The sequence below is a fragment of the Pseudomonas sp. HC1(2025) genome (genome assembly GCF_058742075.1).
Genome location: NZ_CP196017.1, coordinates 2,143,598 through 2,161,148 on the forward strand (window position 1 = coordinate 2,143,598; position 17,551 = coordinate 2,161,148).

General features: G+C 62.4%; 14 protein-coding genes. 7 read left to right on the forward strand and 7 right to left on the reverse strand.

Annotated elements, in window-relative coordinates; all coding sequences use genetic code 11:
- Window positions 1-244 precede the first annotated feature (244 nt).
- Window positions 245-1,135, forward strand: a complete 891-nt coding sequence (locus tag ACSSVH_RS09630) for a GNAT family acetyltransferase (protein WP_170057922.1) — start codon at window positions 245-247, stop codon at window positions 1,133-1,135.
- 134 nt (window positions 1,136-1,269) lie between these two features.
- Here the strand turns inward: ACSSVH_RS09630 and ACSSVH_RS09635 are convergent, their stop codons facing one another.
- From ACSSVH_RS09635 to ACSSVH_RS09655, 5 genes are all read right to left on the reverse strand, one after another.
- Window positions 1,270-2,289, reverse strand: a complete 1,020-nt coding sequence (locus tag ACSSVH_RS09635) for a branched-chain amino acid aminotransferase (protein WP_492634415.1) — start codon at window positions 2,287-2,289, stop codon at window positions 1,270-1,272.
- Between the two features lie 230 nt (window positions 2,290-2,519).
- The gene (gene lpdA / locus ACSSVH_RS09640; protein WP_492634416.1) at window positions 2,520-3,899 is read right to left on the reverse strand and encodes a dihydrolipoyl dehydrogenase; all 1,380 of its coding nucleotides are present in this window, start codon (window positions 3,897-3,899) and stop codon (window positions 2,520-2,522) included.
- 4 nt (window positions 3,900-3,903) lie between these two features.
- Complete coding sequence (locus tag ACSSVH_RS09645) at window positions 3,904-5,169, reverse strand: dihydrolipoamide acetyltransferase family protein (protein ID WP_492634417.1); 1,266 nt, start codon at window positions 5,167-5,169, stop codon at window positions 3,904-3,906.
- Entirely contained in the window at window positions 5,170-6,228 is a 1,059-nt protein-coding gene (locus tag ACSSVH_RS09650; RefSeq protein ID WP_029296529.1) for an alpha-ketoacid dehydrogenase subunit beta, read from the reverse strand.
- Between the two features lies 1 nt (window position 6,229).
- Window positions 6,230-7,465: a 3-methyl-2-oxobutanoate dehydrogenase (2-methylpropanoyl-transferring) subunit alpha gene (locus tag ACSSVH_RS09655; RefSeq protein WP_169956131.1), complete on the reverse strand. Its 1,236-nt coding sequence runs from the start codon at window positions 7,463-7,465 to the stop codon at window positions 6,230-6,232.
- A gap of 196 nt (window positions 7,466-7,661) precedes the next feature.
- On the opposite strand from ACSSVH_RS09655, the gene bkdR reads away from it, so the two are divergent.
- Window positions 7,662-8,150, forward strand: a complete 489-nt coding sequence (bkdR, locus tag ACSSVH_RS09660) for a Bkd operon transcriptional regulator BkdR (RefSeq protein WP_169956129.1) — start codon at window positions 7,662-7,664, stop codon at window positions 8,148-8,150.
- Window positions 8,151-8,231: 81 nt separating this feature from the next.
- Here the strand turns inward: bkdR and ACSSVH_RS09665 are convergent, their stop codons facing one another.
- Complete coding sequence (locus ACSSVH_RS09665; RefSeq protein WP_492634418.1) at window positions 8,232-9,095, reverse strand: MBL fold metallo-hydrolase; 864 nt, start codon at window positions 9,093-9,095, stop codon at window positions 8,232-8,234.
- A gap of 169 nt (window positions 9,096-9,264) precedes the next feature.
- On the opposite strand from ACSSVH_RS09665, the gene ACSSVH_RS09670 reads away from it, so the two are divergent.
- From ACSSVH_RS09670 to ACSSVH_RS09690, 5 genes are all read left to right on the forward strand, one after another.
- Window positions 9,265-10,509: an NAD(P)/FAD-dependent oxidoreductase gene (locus ACSSVH_RS09670; RefSeq protein ID WP_492634419.1), complete on the forward strand. Its 1,245-nt coding sequence runs from the start codon at window positions 9,265-9,267 to the stop codon at window positions 10,507-10,509.
- Window positions 10,510-10,518: 9 nt separating this feature from the next.
- A complete protein-coding gene (locus ACSSVH_RS09675; RefSeq protein ID WP_169956124.1) occupies window positions 10,519-11,322 on the forward strand; it encodes a sulfite exporter TauE/SafE family protein in 804 nt (267 codons plus the stop codon).
- Between the two features lie 548 nt (window positions 11,323-11,870).
- Complete coding sequence (locus ACSSVH_RS09680; RefSeq protein WP_169956121.1) at window positions 11,871-13,046, forward strand: porin; 1,176 nt, start codon at window positions 11,871-11,873, stop codon at window positions 13,044-13,046.
- A gap of 258 nt (window positions 13,047-13,304) precedes the next feature.
- On the forward strand, window positions 13,305-14,468 hold the full coding sequence (gene nosP / locus ACSSVH_RS09685) for a nitric oxide-sensing protein NosP (RefSeq protein ID WP_170043150.1): 1,164 nt from the start codon (window positions 13,305-13,307) through the stop codon (window positions 14,466-14,468).
- The gene (locus ACSSVH_RS09690) at window positions 14,437-16,698 is read left to right on the forward strand and encodes a hybrid sensor histidine kinase/response regulator (RefSeq protein WP_169954426.1); all 2,262 of its coding nucleotides are present in this window, start codon (window positions 14,437-14,439) and stop codon (window positions 16,696-16,698) included. Before nosP ends, ACSSVH_RS09690 begins: the two co-directional genes overlap by 32 nt.
- Window positions 16,699-16,877: 179 nt before the next feature.
- Here the strand turns inward: ACSSVH_RS09690 and ACSSVH_RS09695 are convergent, their stop codons facing one another.
- Complete coding sequence (locus ACSSVH_RS09695) at window positions 16,878-17,543, reverse strand: response regulator transcription factor (RefSeq protein ID WP_029296512.1); 666 nt, start codon at window positions 17,541-17,543, stop codon at window positions 16,878-16,880.
- Between the last annotated feature and the right edge of the window lie 8 nt (window positions 17,544-17,551).

Sequence of the window (17,551 nt, forward strand, 5' to 3'; positions counted from 1 at the left end):
GGCTGAAACAGGGGAGCGGCCCAGCCGGGAAAGCTGAAAAGAGCGGTGTGGCAGCCGAATCGGCTGTCAGGGGCGCTCAAACCTGTAGGAGCTGGCTTGTGTGGGAGCTGGCTTGCCTGCGATAGCATCACCGCGGTGTGGCGGACACACCGAGGTGCCTGCATCGCGGGCAAGCCCGGCTCCCACACAAGCCCACACATGGGTATTGTGGTGGCTGTCATAACGCTGCCCGTCAGGAGGAGTCATGTCTACCGCCGTCCGCCTCGCCCAACCCACCGATGCCGAAGGCATCAGCCAAGTCATCCTGGCGGCCCTGCACAGCAGCAACGCCGGCGACTACCCGGCGGACGTGATTGCGCGGGTGGCGAGCAACTTCACGCCAGAGGCGGTGCTGCAATTGCTCACGCGGCGTACCGTGCTGGTTGCACTCCAGGATCAGGCAATCGTCGCTACCGCCGCCTTGGACGCCAATGTGGTGCGTTCGGTGTTCGTCAACCCGGCGCTGCAAGGGCAGGGCATCGGCCGCCAACTGATGGTCGTTATCGAACAGCGGGCCCGTGAGGCTGGGGTCACGGTATTGAGCGTACCGTCGTCCCTCACCGCCGAGCCGTTTTATACCAAGCTGGGGTTCCAGACCGTGCGCGATGTGTACCACGGCAACGAGCGCACCCTGGTGATGGAGAAGGTATTGTCGTCCCGCCACCCCATCGGGATTTACCGCGACCGCCTGCATCGTGCCCAGGTAGCGGCGCTTTGGCAGTTGGCGTTTGGCTACGACACCCCGCATAACCGGCCGGAACTGGCGATTGATAGAAAGCTTGCGGTGGAGGACGGGCTGTTTTTTGTCGCCACCCACGGCAAGACCGTGATCGGCACCTTGATGGCAGGCTACGACGGGCATCGTGGTTGGTTGTATTCGGTGGCCGTGCATCCGGACTATCGCCGGCAAGGCCTGGGCGCGTCGCTGGTGCGCCATGGGGAACAGGCGTTGATCGCCCTGGGCTGCCTGAAGATCAACCTGCAGATCAATCTGGGCAACGAGACAGTGGTGGGGTTCTACGAGGCGCTGGGGTATGGCGTGGAGCCGAGGATCAGCATGGGCAAGAAGATTGCGCAGAACCTGCCAAAATCCTGAAACCACCGCGAAACAAATGTGGGAGCTGGCTTGCCTGCGATAGCGATATGTCAGTCACCAATGCGTTGACTGATAGTCCGCTATCGCAGGCAAGCCAGCTCCCACACAAGCCAGCGCCTACAATCAGAGTCGGCTTAGACCTTGACGATCCAGCCGGCCGGCGCTTCAACGTCGCCGGACTGCACGCCAGTCAGCTCTTTGTAGAGCTTCTGGGTCACCGGGCCGACGTCTTTTTCGCTGTAGAACACGTGCAGCTTGTCTTTGTACTCGATCCCGCCGATCGGCGTGATCACCGCTGCGGTACCGCAGGCGCCGGCTTCCTTGAAGTCTGCCAGTTTGTCGATCAGCACGTCGCCTTCGACCACTTCCAGGCCCAGGCGGGTCTTGGCCAGTTCGATCAGCGACAGGCGGGTGATGCCCGGCAGCACCGATGGCGAGTTCGGGGTGACGAACTTGTTGTCGTGGGTGATCCCGAAGAAGTTGGCCGAACCGACTTCTTCGATTTTCGAGTGGGTGGCCGGGTCCAGGTAGATGCAGTCGGCAAAGTTGGCTTTTTTCGCCAGGGAGCCGGGCATCAGGCTGGCCGCGTAGTTGCCACCGACCTTGGCGGCACCGGTGCCGTTCGGCGCGGCGCGGTCATAGCCGGAGATCAGGAAGTTGTGCGGGGTCAGGCCGCCCTTGAAGTAGGCGCCGACCGGGATGCAGAAGATCGAGAAGATGAACTCGGGCGCGGTGCGCACGCCGATGTTGTCACCGGTGCCGATCACGAACGGGCGCAGGTACAGCGCGCCGCCGGTGCCGTACGGCGGGATGAAACGCTCGTTGGCGTGGACCACTTCCTTGCACGCCTCGATGAAGGCTTCGGTCGGCACTTGCGGCATCAGCAGGCGGGCGCAGCTGCGTTGCATGCGGGCGGCGTTCTGGTCCGGGCGGAACAGGTTGATCGAACCGTCCTTGCAGCGATAGGCCTTCAGGCCTTCAAAACACTGCTGGCCATAGTGCAGGGCGGTGGAGCCCTCGCTGATGTGCAGCACGTTGTCTTCGGTCAGGGTGCCTTCTTGCCAGGCGCCGTCTTTCCAGGTCTGGAGGAAACGCTTGTCGGTCTTGATGTAGTCAAAACCCAATTTGTCCCAATTGATGCTTTCGTTACCCATGACACCCTCTATCTTTTTTCAACCGCCTGGTCGAAGGCAGGCTTTCGGTTTATTTCTGGATGGGCGCAACAATACTTCATTCTTGGCCTGTGTGGGAGCGGGTGGGGGGACCATTGAGCATCTGTTTTGGCTGATCCACCGCTATCGCCGGCAAGCCGGCTCCTACATTTGGTCGGCGTAACGCGCTCGATTGTAGGAGCCGGCTTGCCGGCGATAGCATCACCACGGTTTTACAGGTGCAGGGCATGCCCCAACGCCCGCAGCGCCGCTTCCTGCACCGCTTCACCCAGGGTCGGGTGGGCATGAATGGTGCCCGCCACATCCTCCAGGCGTGCACCCATTTCCAGGCTCAGACCAAAGGCCGTGGACAGCTCGGACACGCCGACCCCCACCGCCTGCCAGCCGACAATCAGGTGATTGTCGCGACGTGCCACCACCCGCACGAAGCCGGTCTTGGACTCCAGGGTCATGGCCCGGCCATTGGCCGCAAACGGAAAGCTCGAGACGATACAGTCCAGGCCTGCGGCCTTGGCTTCGTCCGGGGTCTTGCCGACCACCACCAGTTCCGGGTCGGTAAAGCACACCGCCGGGATCGCCGCCGGGTTGAATTCGCGGGACTTACCGCTGATCAGCTCGGCCACCATCTCGCCCTGGGCCATGGCCCGGTGTGCCAGCATCGGCTCGCCGCTCAGGTCGCCGATGGCCCACACATTGCGCATGCTGGTCTGGCAGCGGTTGTCGATCTTGATCGCCGCGCCGTTCATCGCCAGGTTCAAGGCTTCCAGGTTCCAGCCCTGGGTGTTGGGTTTGCGACCAACGGCGACCAGTACCTGATCGGTCTCCAGGGCCAGGGTGCCGCCCTCCGGATCGCGTACTTGCAGGCTGCCGCCTTCAAAGCCAGTCACGCTGTGCTTGAGGTACAACTTGACCCCCAATTGCTTGAGGGATTCGGCCACCGGTTGCGTCAGCTCGGCGTCGTAGGCTGGCAGGATGCGGTCCTGGGCTTCGACCACGCTGACCTCGGCACCGAGCTTGCGATAGGCAATCCCCAGTTCCAGGCCGATGTAACCGCCACCGACCACGATCAAGCGTTTTGGCACACGGCTCGGCGCCAAGGCTTCGGTGGACGAGATGATCGGCCCGCCAATCGGTAGCATCGGCAGATTGACGCTTTTCGAGCCAGTGGCCAGCAGCAGGTGCTCGCACTGGATACGTTGGTCGCCCACGTCCACGGTCTTGCCGTCGACGATCTTGGCCCAGCCGTGGATCACCTGCACTTTGTGCTTTTTCAGCAGTGCGGCAACCCCGGTGGTCAGGCGGTCGACGATCCCGTCTTTCCACTCGACGCTCTTGCGGATGTCCAGGGTTGGCACATCCACGTCGATACCCAGGGCCGAACCCTGGCTCAGGTGCACGGTTTGCTGGAACTGTTCGGCGACGTGGATCAGCGCCTTGGACGGAATGCAGCCGATATTCAGGCAGGTGCCGCCCAACGCCTGGCCTTCTACCAGGATGGTCGGGATGCCCAGTTGGCCGGCGCGAATCGCCGCCACATAACCGCCGGGGCCGCCGCCGATAATCAGCAGGGTGGTCTGTAATGTCTGAGTCATGCCCTTACTCCAGGAACAGGCTGGCGGGTTGTTCGAGCAGGCCACGGATGGCCTGGATGAATTGCGCCGCGTCCATGCCATCGACCACCCGGTGATCGAAGGAGCTGGAGAGGTTCATCATCTTGCGGATCACGATCTGCCCCTTGATCACCATTGGCCGCTCGACGATGCGGTTGACACCCACAATCGCCACTTCCGGCAGGTTCAGCACCGGGGTGCTGACAATCCCGCCCAACGCGCCAAGGCTGGTCAGGGTGATGGTCGAGCCCGACAGTTCGTCACGACTGGCCTTGCCATTGCGCGCGGCAGTGGCCAGGCGAGTGATTTCTTCGGCGGTGCCCCACAGGCTGCGGGCCTCGGCGTGACGCACTACCGGCACCATCAGGCCGACATCGCTCTGGGTGGCAACGCCCACATGTACCGCGCCAAGGCGGGTGATGACTTGGGCTTCGTCGTCATAGCGCGCGTTGATCTGCGGGAAATCGCGCAACGCCACGACCATCGCGCGCACCAGGAACGGCAGCAACGTCAGCTTGCCGCGGCTGGCGCCGTGTTTTTCATTGAGGTGTACGCGCAAGTCGTCCAGGGCCGTCACGTCGATCTCTTCGACGTAGCTGAAATGCGCAGCGCGGCGCGTGGCATCCTGCATGCGCTGGGCGATCTTGCGGCGCATGCCGATCACCGGGATCTGCTCTTCGTCATTGCGCTCGGCATACGGGTTGGCGCCGACCGAGGCGCGGGTGTTGCCCTGTTGCAGATAGGCATCGAGGTCTTCATGCAGAATGCGCCCGGCCGGGCCCGAGCCCTGCACCAGACGCAGCTGGATCCCGGCGTCCAGCGCGTGCTTGCGCACGGCGGGGGAGGCCAGCGGGCGCTCATTGGCTTCCCGGGCCACCGGAGCCTGGGCCGCTACCACCGGCTTGGCGGCCGGTTTGCTTTCAGCCACCGGCGCCTTGATTTCGGCTTTCGGGGCCGGCGCGGCTTCTTCAACCACGGCCGACAATGCCGACTCCCGGGTATTGCCCGCGCCTTCGACTTCAATTCTGATCAGGATACTGCCCACCGCCATGACTTCACCCGGCTCACCGCCCAGTGAGATCACCTTGCCGTGGACCGGCGAGGGAATATCCACCATCGCCTTGTCGGTCATCACATCCGCCAGCACCTGGTCTTCCACGACCATGTCGCCGACCTTGACGTGCCAGACCGACAATTCCACTTCTGCGATGCCTTCGCCAATGTCCGGCATCTTGATAACGTGCGTGCCCATTCAGACCTCCATGACCCGTTGCAAAGCCGCGCCCACACGGGTCGGGCCAGGGAAATACGCCCACTCTTGTGCGTGGGGGTAGGGGGTGTCCCAACCGGTCACACGCTCGATAGGCGCTTCCAGGTAATGGAAGCAGTGCTCTTGCACCAAAGACACCAGCTCGGCACCAAAACCGCAGGTACGGGTGGCTTCATGCACCACCACGCAACGGCCGGTCTTTTTCACCGACTTGACGATGGTTTCCAGGTCCAGCGGCCACAGGCTGCGCAGGTCGATGACTTCGGCATCGATCCCGGTTTCTTCGGCGGCCACCTGTGACACATAAACAGTGGTGCCGTAGGTCAGCACCGTGACGGCCGAGCCTGGGCGCACGATGGCGGCTACATCCAGCGGTACGGTGTAGTAACCGTCCGGCACCTGGGCTTGCGGGTGCTTGGACCACGGGGTCACCGGGCGGTCGTGGTGGCCGTCGAACGGGCCGTTGTACAGGCGCTTGGGCTCGAGGAAGATCACCGGGTCATCGTTTTCGATGGAGGCGATCAGCAGGCCCTTGGCGTCATAGGGGTTGGACGGCATCACCGTGCGCAGACCGCAGACCTGGGTGAACACCGCTTCGATACTCTGGCTGTGAGTCTGCCCACCGTAGATGCCGCCGCCGCAAGGCATGCGCATGGTCAACGGCGCGGTGAACTGGCCAGCCGAGCGGTAACGCAGGCGCGCCGCTTCCGAGATGATCTGGTCGGTGGCCGGGTACACGTAGTCGGCGAACTGAATCTCGGCCACCGGGCGCAGGCCATAGGCGCCCATGCCCACGGCCACGCCGACGATGCCGCTTTCGGAGATCGGTGCGTCAAACACCCGCGAGGTGCCGTACTTGGTCTGCAAGCCTTCGGTGCAACGGAACACGCCGCCGAAGTAACCGACGTCCTGGCCGAACACCACCACATTGTCGTCGCGCTCAAGCATCACATCCATGGCCGAGCGCAGGGCCTGGATCATGGTCATGGTGGTCGTGGTCATGGCGGTTTCCAGCTCGATTTTATTGTTGTGATCGTTCATGTCAGATCCCCAACTCTTGACGCTGGCGCTTCAAGTGCTCCGGCATCTCTTTATAAACGTCTTCGAACATGCTCGCGGCGCTTGGAATCTGGCCACCGGCCAGGGTGCCGTACTGTTCGGCTTCTTTCTGCGCGCTGAGCACTTCGGCCTCCAGCTGTGCACTGACCGTGGCGTGTTCCTCTTCGGACCACTGGCCAATCTTGATCAGGTGCTGCTTGAGGCGGGCAATCGGGTCGCCCAGGGGGAAGTGGCTCCAGTCATCGGCAGGCCGGTATTTGGACGGGTCATCGGAGGTGGAGTGCGGGCCGGCGCGGTAGGTGACCCATTCGATCAGGGTCGGGCCGAGGTTGCGGCGAGCGCGTTCGGCAGCCCAGGCAGAGGCGGCGTACACCGCGATGAAGTCGTTGCCGTCGACCCGCAGGGAGGCGATGCCGCAGCCCACGCCGCGTCCGGCGAAGGTGGTGGCTTCACCACCGGCGATGGCCTGGAAGGTGGAGATCGCCCACTGGTTGTTGACCACGTTGAGGATCACCGGCGCGCGGTATACGTGGGCGAAGGTCAGGGCGGTGTGGAAGTCTGATTCAGCGGTGGCGCCATCGCCAATCCACGCCGAGGCGATCTTGGTATCGCCCTTGATCGCCGAGGCCATGCCCCAGCCCACGCCCTGTACGAATTGGGTGGCGAGGTTGCCGGAAATGGTGAAGAAGCCATAGTCCTTGACCGAATACATGATCGGCAACTGGCGGCCCTTGAGCGGGTCGCGCTCGTTGGACAGCAGTTGGCAGATCAGGTCGACCAGCGGCACTTCGCGGGCCATCAGGATGCTTTGCTGGCGGTAGGTGGGGAAGCACATGTCGTCGATGTTCAAGGCCAGGGCCTGGGCGCTGCCGATGGCTTCTTCGCCAAGGCTTTGCATGTAGAACGACATCTTTTTCTGACGCTGGGCGACCACCATGCGGTTGTCGAAGATCCGCGTCTTGAGCATGGCACGCATGCCACGGCGCAAAATCTCTACCGGCACACCTTCAGCCCATGGGCCCAGGGCCTGGCCCTGGTCGTCGAGCACGCGGATCAGGCCCTTGGCCAGGTCGGCGGTGTCGGCGGGTTCCACGTCTACGGCGGGTTTGCGCACCGTACCGGCGTCGGTCAGGCGCAGGTAGGTAAAGTCGGTCTTGCAACCAGGACGGCCCGAGGGTTCGGGAACGTGCAGGCGCAGCGGTTCGTAATGCTGGGTCATGGCTTTCTACGCTCGATCTTGTGAATTTCTTGTAGTGGGCGCGCTTAGCTGACAGTCATTCCCCGGGTAGGAGAAATCTTGTCCTACAACAATCATAGGCCGGGCCGCGGAGAATATTTATCTCTGTTTGGTTGCGCCTGAGATCATTTGAGGATAAAAAATCTGCATAAACATAATAAACAGGTGGTTTTGTCTCATGCGCAAGCTGGACCGTATCGATATCGGGATTCTCAACAGCCTCCAGGAGAATGCCCGCATCACCAACGCCGACCTCGCACGCTCGGTCAACCTGTCGCCCACGCCGTGTTTCAACCGGGTCAAGGCGATGGAGGAATTGGGCTTGATCCGTGACCAGGTCACGCTGCTGGATGCCGATTTGCTGGGGCTGCACGTCAACGTGTTTATCCACGTCAGCCTCGAGAAACAGAACGAGGAAGCCCTGCAGCAGTTCGAGGGCGCGATTTCCGACCGGCCGGAGGTGATGGAGTGCTACCTGATGGCCGGCGACCCGGACTACCTGATCCGGGTGCTGGTGCCGACCATCCAGTCGCTGGAGCGCTTTATGATGGATTTCCTGACCAAGGTGCCGGGGGTGGCGAACATCCGCTCCAGCTTTGCGCTCAAGCAGGTGCGCTACAAGACGGCGCTGCCTCTGCCGGCCAATGGCATCAACCTGGGCTCCTGACGCAAACCGTTGTAGGAGCCGGCTTGCCGGCGATGACGGTGGATCAGGCAGGCCACCATCGCCGGCAAGCCAGCTCCTGCATCAAAGCTGGTTGAGGGGGATCTTCAGGTAGGTCACGCCATTGTCTTCCGCCGGCGGCATATTGCCCGCCCGCACATTCACCTGGATCGCCGGCAGCAACAGGGTCGGCATTCCAAGCCCGGCGTCGCGCTGGGTGCGCATCTGCACAAACGCCGCCTCGTCCACCCCGTCATGCACATGAATATTGCCCGCGCGCTGTTCGGCCACGGTGGTCAGGCATTTGGCCGCGCGGCCTTCAGGCGGATAGTCGTGGCACACATACAGGCGCGTCTCGCCGGGAAAGGCCAGCAACGTGCGCATCGAGGCATATAACTGGCGTGCATCGCCGCCGGGGAAGTCGCAGCGGGCGGTGCCGACGTCAGGCATGAACAGGGTGTCGCCCACCAGGATCATCTGGTCGTCGATCAGGTAGGCCATGTCCGCCGGAGTGTGCCCAGGCACGTGCAGGGCCTGGGCCTTGAGGTTGCCGATGTGGAAGATCTCGTCGGGAGCAAACAGATGGTCGAACTGCGACCCGTCGGCCCGGAACTCCGGCTCCAGGTTGAACAGGTTCTTGAACACATCCTGGACTTTGCTGATGGACTGGCCAATTGCAATCTTGCCGCCCAATTGCCGGCGCAGGTAGGGCGCGGCGGACAGGTGATCGGCGTGGGCGTGGGTTTCCAGCAGCCATTGCACCTTTAGGCCTCGTTCACGGACGAAGGCAATCACTTTGTCGGCCTGGGTCGTGTCGGTACGCCCCGAGGCCGGGTCGTAGTTGAGCACTGAATCGACGATGGCACAGGGGCTGCCGGGCGTTTCATAGACGACGTAGGTGTAGGTTGACGATGCCTCGTCCAGAAAGGATTGAATCAACGCGGGCATGACGGTGTCCTGGGTAGCTGATAGCAGCTTACATTCGAGGTGATTTCCACATAGGCTTGCGAGCTTAGTGAAACAAACGACCCGAAGCAAAGGATCGATTCTGAACGGGGCGTGACGCCAAACGGCAACGACCCTTGTGTGCATTGTTGAAATAAGAAAGGCCAGGACTATGAACGACCAACACTGGGGACCGACCATCAGTGGCGACATCGTGGTCATCGGCGGCGGCTCGGCAGGCATCGGCCTGCTGGCCAGCCTGCTCAAGCGCGACCCGCAACTCAATATCATCCTGATCGAACCCAGCGCCGAACATTACTACCAGCCCGCCTGGACCCTGGTGGGCGGCGGCGCCCATGACATCCGCAAGACCATGCGCCCCATGGCCCGGGTATTGCCCGATGGCGTGACCTGGGTGCAGGCGGCGGTCAGCCAGTTGCTGCCCGACGAACAGGCCCTGGTGCTCGACAGCGGCCAGCGCGTGACGTGGAACAACCTCATCGTCTGCCCCGGCCTGCGCCTGGCCTGGGAGAAAATCGAAGGCCTGGAGCAGACCCTGGGCCAGAACGGCGTCACCTCCAACTACAGCTACCAGCACGCGCCCTACACCTGGCAACTGGTGCAGCAGCTCAAGGGTGGCAAGGCGATCTTTACCCAGCCGGCCATGCCGATCAAATGCGCCGGCGCGCCGCAAAAGGCCATGTACCTGTCTTGCGATCATTGGCTCAAGCAGGGTGATCTGAACAACATCGACGTCGAATTCAACCTGGCCGGTGCCGCGCTGTTTGGTGTGGCGACCTTTGTGCCGCCGTTGATGAACTATGTCGAGAAATACGGCGCGCAGTTGGCCTTCAACTCCAACCTGATCAAGGTTGATGGCCCGGCGCGCAAGGCCTGGTTCGAGGTCAAGGACGGCGCAGGCAACATCAGCATCGAGGAGAAATCCTTCGACATGCTGCACGTCGTGCCGCCACAAGTGGCCCCGGATTTTATCCGCCACAGCCCACTGGCCGACGCCGCTGGCTGGTGCGAGGTCGACCCCCACAGCCTGCAACAGGTGCGTTACCCGCACATCTTCGCCCTGGGCGACGTGTGCTCCACCAGCAATGCCAAGACGGCCGCCGCGGTGCGCAAGCAAATCGTGGTGGTGGCCGAGAACCTGCTGGCCCTGCGCAAACAGGCGCCGTTGCCGCTCAAGTACGACGGTTATGGCTCCTGCCCACTGACGGTGGAGAAGGGCAAGGTGGTGCTGGCCGAGTTCGGTTATGGCGGCCGATTGCTGCCGACCTTTGCCCTCGACCCTACCGTGGCGCGGCGTTCGGCGTGGTTCTTGAAGGCGACGCTGCTGCCGTGGTTCTACTGGAACGGCATGCTCAAGGGCCGCGAATGGCTGACCCGTCTGGCCAAGGTGGAGTGAGAGAACCCTATGCTGCTGGCAAGTTTTTTGGGTGTGTTGATGGGCCTGGTCATGGGGTTGACCGGGGCCGGGGGCGGGATTCTCGGTGTGCCGGCGTTGGTCCTGGGGCTGGGCTTGACCATGACCGAAGCGGCGCCGGTGTCGTTGTTTGCGGTCGGCGCGGCAGCGGCAGTTGGAGCGCTTGATGGCTTGCGCCATGGCCTGGTGCGTTACCGCGCGGCGCTGTTGATCGCGTTGCTCGGCGCGCTGTTTTCGCCTTTGGGGGTGTTTTTTGCCCATCAGTTGCCGGACAAGATCCTGATGGGCCTGTTCAGCGCGCTGATGGTGCTGGTGGCATGGCGCATGCTGCGGCGCGAGAAAGTCGAGGCCGGCCCCAGCGACCATGGCGCAGCCTCCTGGGGGCAAAAGAACTGCATGCTTGATCAACAGACCGGGCGCTTTTCCTGGACCGCCAAATGCACCGCGACCCTGGCGGCATTGGGTGCGGTGACGGGGGCGGTATCGGGCCTGCTCGGCGTGGGCGGCGGCTTTCTGATTGTGCCGGCGTTCAAGCAACTGACCGATGTGCAGATGCGCGGGATCGTTGCTACGTCGTTGATGGTGATCAGCCTGATCTCGCTGATCGGCGTGGTCGGCGCGTTCCATGCTGGGGTAGTGATCGACACCATGGGCTGGGTGTTTATTGCTGCCAGCATCGTCGGCATGCTCGCTGGCCGGCGCCTGGGGTCGCGGGTCCCGGCGAGGGCCTTGCAGATCGGCTTTGCCAGCCTGTGTGTGGTGGTAGCCGGCGGGATGCTGTTCAACGCCCTCTAACCTGCACACCACCCAACCTGTAGGAGCGAGCTTGCTCGCGAAGGTCGTAAACGATCACGCGGGGCATAGGTATCTACACAACTATCTTCTTGGTGTGTGTACATATCCGTTGCTGCGATCACGGCCACTTAAGGTGCCGCTCTTACAGCAGCTACCCCGGCATCCTGCCGGGGTGCCCACTGCGCAATACCTGCCTGCGGCCATCGTGGTTTGACGGGGCGCCTAAGATCAAAAACCAGATCAAAAACAGAGCAACAGCAACAGCAACAGCAACAGCAACAGCACCGCCAGAGCGCGCAGCTGCATTCCCCTGTGGGAGCTGGCTTGCCTGCGATTACGCCAGCAAGAACACCTCGGGGTGTCAGATACCCAACGTCATCGTTAACGACCTTCGCGAGCAAGCTCGCTCCTACCGGTGTAAGCCTTAAGTGGCGGGCCCTCGGCGCCCTCCAAAGCACCGCGCATCCCCCTCCAAGGCAGCGTTTAACCGCGCTGCCCGACTTTCGATAATCGCCTCCGACACCCAGACCCCCGTCGCGGAGCGCGCCATGCATAACAATAAGAACTTCCCCCGTCGTTTGTTGCCAGCCTTTATCGCCAGCCTCGGCTTGAGCTCGCTGGCCCAGGCCGAAATCGTGCTGTACGACAAGGACGAGACCACCTTCTCCACCGACGGCTATATCAACGCCTTCTACGTCAACAGCGACGTGGACCGTGCCGGCGAGCAGTACGACCGGCGCCAGTCGCGGGTGAAGATGGGCTTTTTGCCCAACTACCTGGGCTTCAACATGGGCAAGCAGGTCGATGACCTCAAGCTCGGCGCCCGTGCTTCGTTCTGGGTGACCATCAACGACAGTGAAACCAATGGCACCGACACCGCCATCGACGTGCGCCAGTTCTACGGCACCGTGGCCAACCCCGAGTGGGGCGAAGTGCTGATCGGCAAGGACTTCGGTCTGTTCGCCCGCTCCAACATCCTGCTCGACGAACTGCTCGCAGGTTACGGCCAAGTCAGCGACAGCCTGGGCCTGGTGGACGGCGGCGGGGTCTCGTTCGGCAACATCGGTAGCGGCTACCCGTACCCGTTCCCCACCTCGCAGATCACCTACCGCACCCCGGTAATGGAAGGCCTGCGGGTGGCCGTGGGCATCATGGACCCGGTTGACACCAACGACAGCAGCGCGCTGGGCAAGGCCTACCAGAAGAACCCGCGCACCGAGAGCGAGATCACCTACCAGTTCGACGTGGGCGGGGCGAAGATCTACAGCTGGCTCAACGGCAGCTACCAGACCTCGGACAACACCGACTCCAGCGTCGAGTCGGTGACCTCCAAGGGCCTGGGCTATGGCGTGCAGGCGAAGATGGGCGGCTTGTCGCTCACCGGTTCCGGCTTCCAGGCCAAGGGCATCAACCCCTTCTTTACCAACAACGCCGGGGAAGCCACCTTGCGCAATGTCGACAGCAACGGCTACCTGTTGCAGGGCTCCTACAAACTGGGTAAGAACCGCCTGGCGCTGTCCTACGGCAAGACCAAGGACGACGGCAACGGCGTGGTCGGCAGCGGTGCCGACTACCAAACCCGTGGCATTGCCCTGTTCCATGACATCAACGACAACCTGAAGCTGGTGGCCGAGTACAACCAGTTCGAAATCACCGGCCACGACACCAGTGCGCAGAATGAAGATACCGATACCTTTGCGGTGGGGGCGGTGCTGACCTGGTAATGACCTGGAACACGGTCAAACGTGTGGGAGCTGGCTTATGTGGGAGCTGGCTTGCCTGCGATGCTTGCGACTCGGTGGATCAGTTACACCGCGGTGATGCAATCGCAGGCAAGCCAGCTCCCACACAAAGCCTGTTCCCACAGAGATTCATCTGTTGCTCGGTGGCTCTCATCCCATCGAAGCCCCGACCCAGTACCCAAGTAGCATAGGTCGCCACCCCGCGCGTTCGTACACTTGAGCTTCAACGGGGAGATGACCATGCAGCAGGTGCACAGCGAAGGCGTAGTCACAGCCATGTCCCAGGCCAGCGAGGCGCGGCAGGTGGCCGATGAGCTGGCGCGCCAGTTGTTGCACCCGTACCTGGGTTTCGTGCTGTTCTTCTGCTCTGCCACCTACGACCTGCAGGCCCTCGGCCAGGCCCTGCAACACAGTTTCGGTGGTGTTCGTGTGGTGGGTTGCACCAGTGCCGGCGAGATCACACCCCAGGGGTACGGGCGCAATTGCGTGACGGCGGTGGGGTTTGACCACGCGCACTTTTCCATCGCCACCGAGCTGATCGACCAGGTCGAGCACTTCAGCCTGATCGACGCGCAACAAATGGTCGAACGCCTGGTGGGCGGCTGTCGCAGCAACACCCTGGCGCCGATCAAGGGCAACAGCTTTGCCTTGACCCTGCTCGATGGCCTGTCCAGCCGTGAAGAAATGGTCCTCGCCGCCCTGAGCGCGGCGCTTGGTGATATCCCCCATTTCGGCGGTTCGGCCGGCGATGACAACCACCTGACCCACACCCACGTGTATTTCGACGGCGCCTTTCACAGCGGCGCGGCGGTGGTGGTACTGGTCAATACCTGGCTGGATTTCGAGGTGTTCACCACCCACCACATCCTGCCCTTGGCACAGAAGCTGGTGGTGACAGGGGCGGACAGCGCCTCGCGACGGGTCTTTGAATTGAACGCCGAACCTGCCGCCGAGGAATACGCGCGGCATATCGGCGTGGCCGTGGCGCAACTTGATCACCGGATCTTCGCCGCCCACCCGTTGGCGGTGCGCGTCAATGATCAGTACTACGTGCGGGCGATCCAGCAGGTCCACGACGACTTGAGCTTGAGTTTCTACTGCGCGGTGGAAAACGGCATCGTCCTCACCGCCATGACCCCGGGGCCGATCCTGCCCAACCTGCAGACCCTGTTCGACGGCCTGCAAGCGCGCCTTGGCGACTTGCTGCTGACCATTGGCTGCGACTGTTTCCTGCGGCGCCTGGAGCTCGAAGAGCACGGCGCCCTGGAGCCGATCGGCGCCTTTTTGCGCGAGCAACGGGTGATGGGGTTCAACACCTACGGAGAACAGTTCAATGGCATGCACATCAACCAGACCTTTACCGGGGTCGCCATTGCCCGTGGTCGAACCCCTGGACAGCGCTGAACTGCACGCGCAGATCCGCGCCCTGCAGCAGGACAATCGCAAGCTGGCGCGGATCAACGCCGCGCTGATCGAGCGCGTCGAGTCCGGCGCGACCCGTGGCAACGACCCCTATGCGGCGTTCCAGCATTCGGTGGTGCTGGCCGAGCAGGTGCGCGAACGTACCGATGCGCTCAACCAGGCGATGGCCGAACTCAAGGCCAGCAACCATCTGCTGCGCGAGGCGCGGCTGCGGGCGGAAACCGCGCACCAGCATTTGATCGATGCCATCGAGAGCATTTCCGATGCCTTTGTGCTGTTCGACCAACACCAGCACATCGTGTTGTTCAACAGCCGCTTCCAGGGATTTTGGAGCAATAGCCCGGTGCAGATTGTCGCGGGCATGGGCCTGCGCGAGGTCAAGCGGTTGATGACGGTCAACGGCCTGTTCACCGAAGAAGCCCATGGGCATGCCGATGAAACCCTGTTTTACCGCCTGGATAACGGCCGTTGGCTGCAAGTTAGCGAAAGGCCGACCCAGGACGGCGGGCGGGTGATTCTGTTTACCGATATCACCGACGTCAAACTGGCGGAAACCCTGCGCCGTGAACAGGCCGTCGCGCAGAAATCCCAGGAAAGCGAACGCTGGATCCGCCTGATCACCGACCATGTGCCGGCGTTGATTGCCTACCTCAATGCCGACCTGGTCTACGAGTTCACCAACAAGGTCTACGAGCAATGGTATTGCTGGGCGCAGGGCGCGATGCTCGGCAAAAGCCTGCGCCAGGCCCACAGCGAACAGCATTACCAGCGCCTGGAAGCCTACGTGGCGCAGGCGTTGGCGGGGGAGAGCGTGACCTTTGAGTTCGCCGAAACCAACATCAACCACCAGGAGCGCTACATGCTGCGCTCCTATGTGCCCAATCGCCTGGCCAGTGGCGAGGTGGTGGGGATCTTTGTGCTGATCCGCGACATCACCGAACGCCGGCGCACCGCCGAGGCCCTGCACCAGGCGTATCAGAACCTGGAGCTGCGAGTGCGCGAGCGCACGGCCGAGCTGACCTCGCTCAACGACCAGCTGTTGCAGGAAATCGACGAGCGCCGCCGCGTGGAGTCGCGCCTGCGCGAAGCCAAGCTGGAAGCCGAGCAGGCCAACCTGTCGAAAACCAAGTTTCTGGCGGCGGTCAGCCATGATCTGCTGCAACCGCTGAATGCCGCCCGCCTGTTTACCGGGGCCTTGCTGGAACGCCGTGACCCGGTGGCCAACGAAACGTTGGTGCGCAACGTCAGCAATTCCCTGGAAGATGTGGAAAACCTGCTGGGCACCCTGGTGGATATTTCCAAGCTCGATGCCGGGGTGATCAAGGCCGATATCGCGCCATTTGCCTTGAGCGAACTGCTGGACAACCTCGCCGCCGAATACACCCAAGTGGCGCGCAGCGAAGGCTTGCAGCTGCACTTTATTGGCTGCTCGGCCCTGGTGCGCAGCGATATCCAGTTGCTTGCGCGGATCTTGCGCAACCTGTTGAGCAATGCCATTCGCTACACCTACGGCGGGCGCGTGGTGCTGGGTTGCCGGCGCGAGCATCAGCGTTTGTCGATCCAGGTCTGGGACACTGGTATGGGCATCGCGGAGGAGCGTCTGGAGGAGATTTTCCAGGAGTTCAAGCGCGGCGATGTGCAACGTCCCGACCAGGATCGCGGGCTGGGCCTGGGCCTGGCGATTGTGGAGAAAATCGCCAGGATTCTCGGGCACCGGATCAGCGTGCGCTCATGGCCGGGCCGGGGTTCGATGTTCAGTGTGGAGGTGCCGTTGAGCAGCACCGCACCCAGGGTCTTGCCTATGCCGGTGATGAGCGAGCCGATGCTCGAGCGCTTGCAGGGCGCGCGGGTGTGGGTGCTGGATAACGACGCGGCGATCTGCGCCGGCATGCGCACTTTGCTGGAGGGTTGGGGCTGCCAGGTGGTGACGGCCTTGTCCGAGCAGGACCTGGCACGCCAGGTGGACAACTACCATGCCCAGGCGGATCTGCTGATTGCCGACTATCACCTGGATGACGAACAGAACGGCGTGGACGCGGTGGCCAGGATCAATGCGCGGCGGGCCAGTGCGATTCCGGCGATGATGATCACCGCCAACTACAGCAACGAGCTGAAACTGCAGATCCGCGAGCTGGGGCACACCTTGATGCACAAGCCGGTGCGGCCGATGAAACTCAAGACTGCCATGAGCCACCTCTTGGGTCGCCCCTGACACAATCTCGATCAAAAATGTGGGAGCGGGCTTGCCCTAATGTCAGTCAGTTAAGCGCAGATCCCCTGTGGGAGCGGGCTTGCTCGCGAATGCGGTGGGTCAGTCAATACATTCATTACTGATCCAACGCATTCGCGAGCAAGCCCGCTCCCACATTTTGATCTCAGTCGTCAGGATAATCAGCGTCGCAGATAGGAACCGAAGTCGATGTCCCCGGCGCTCAAGATCGCCTGCACCCGATTGTGCACATTCAACTTGCGCAGGATCGCCGACACATGGGCCTTCACCGTGGTCTCGGCAATTTCCAGGGTGTAGGCAATCTGCTTGTTCGACTCACCCTTGGTCATGCGTTCCAGCACCAGCAGCTGTTTGCGCGTGAGGGCCTGGAGCAGTTCCGGGGCGAAGGCCGGGTTGTCGTGCATGCGCCGCTGGCCGGGGTTTTTCTGGGTGCGGATGATGTCCGGCGGCAGGTACACGTTGCCATTGAGGATCTGCTGGATCGCCTCGGTCATCTGCGCCCGTGGCGAGGACTTGGTGATAAAGCCGACCGCCCCGTAGGTAATGGCCTGCAGCACGATCTGCTTGTCCTGCTCGGCCGAGACGATCACCACTGGAATCGTCGGTGCTTCGTTGCGCAGGTTGATCAGGCCGTTGAGGCCGTGCATGCCGGGCATGTTCAGGTCCAGCAGGATCAGGTCGAGGTCGTCATGCTCCTGGGTCAGGGCCAGGGCGCTGTCCAGGTCGGCGGTTTCCATCACTTCGCTACCGGCAAAACCGTCGCTGATGACGTTATGGATCGCTTCGCGAAACAGCGGGTGATCGTCGGCAATCAGAATTTTATACATGGCCGTTC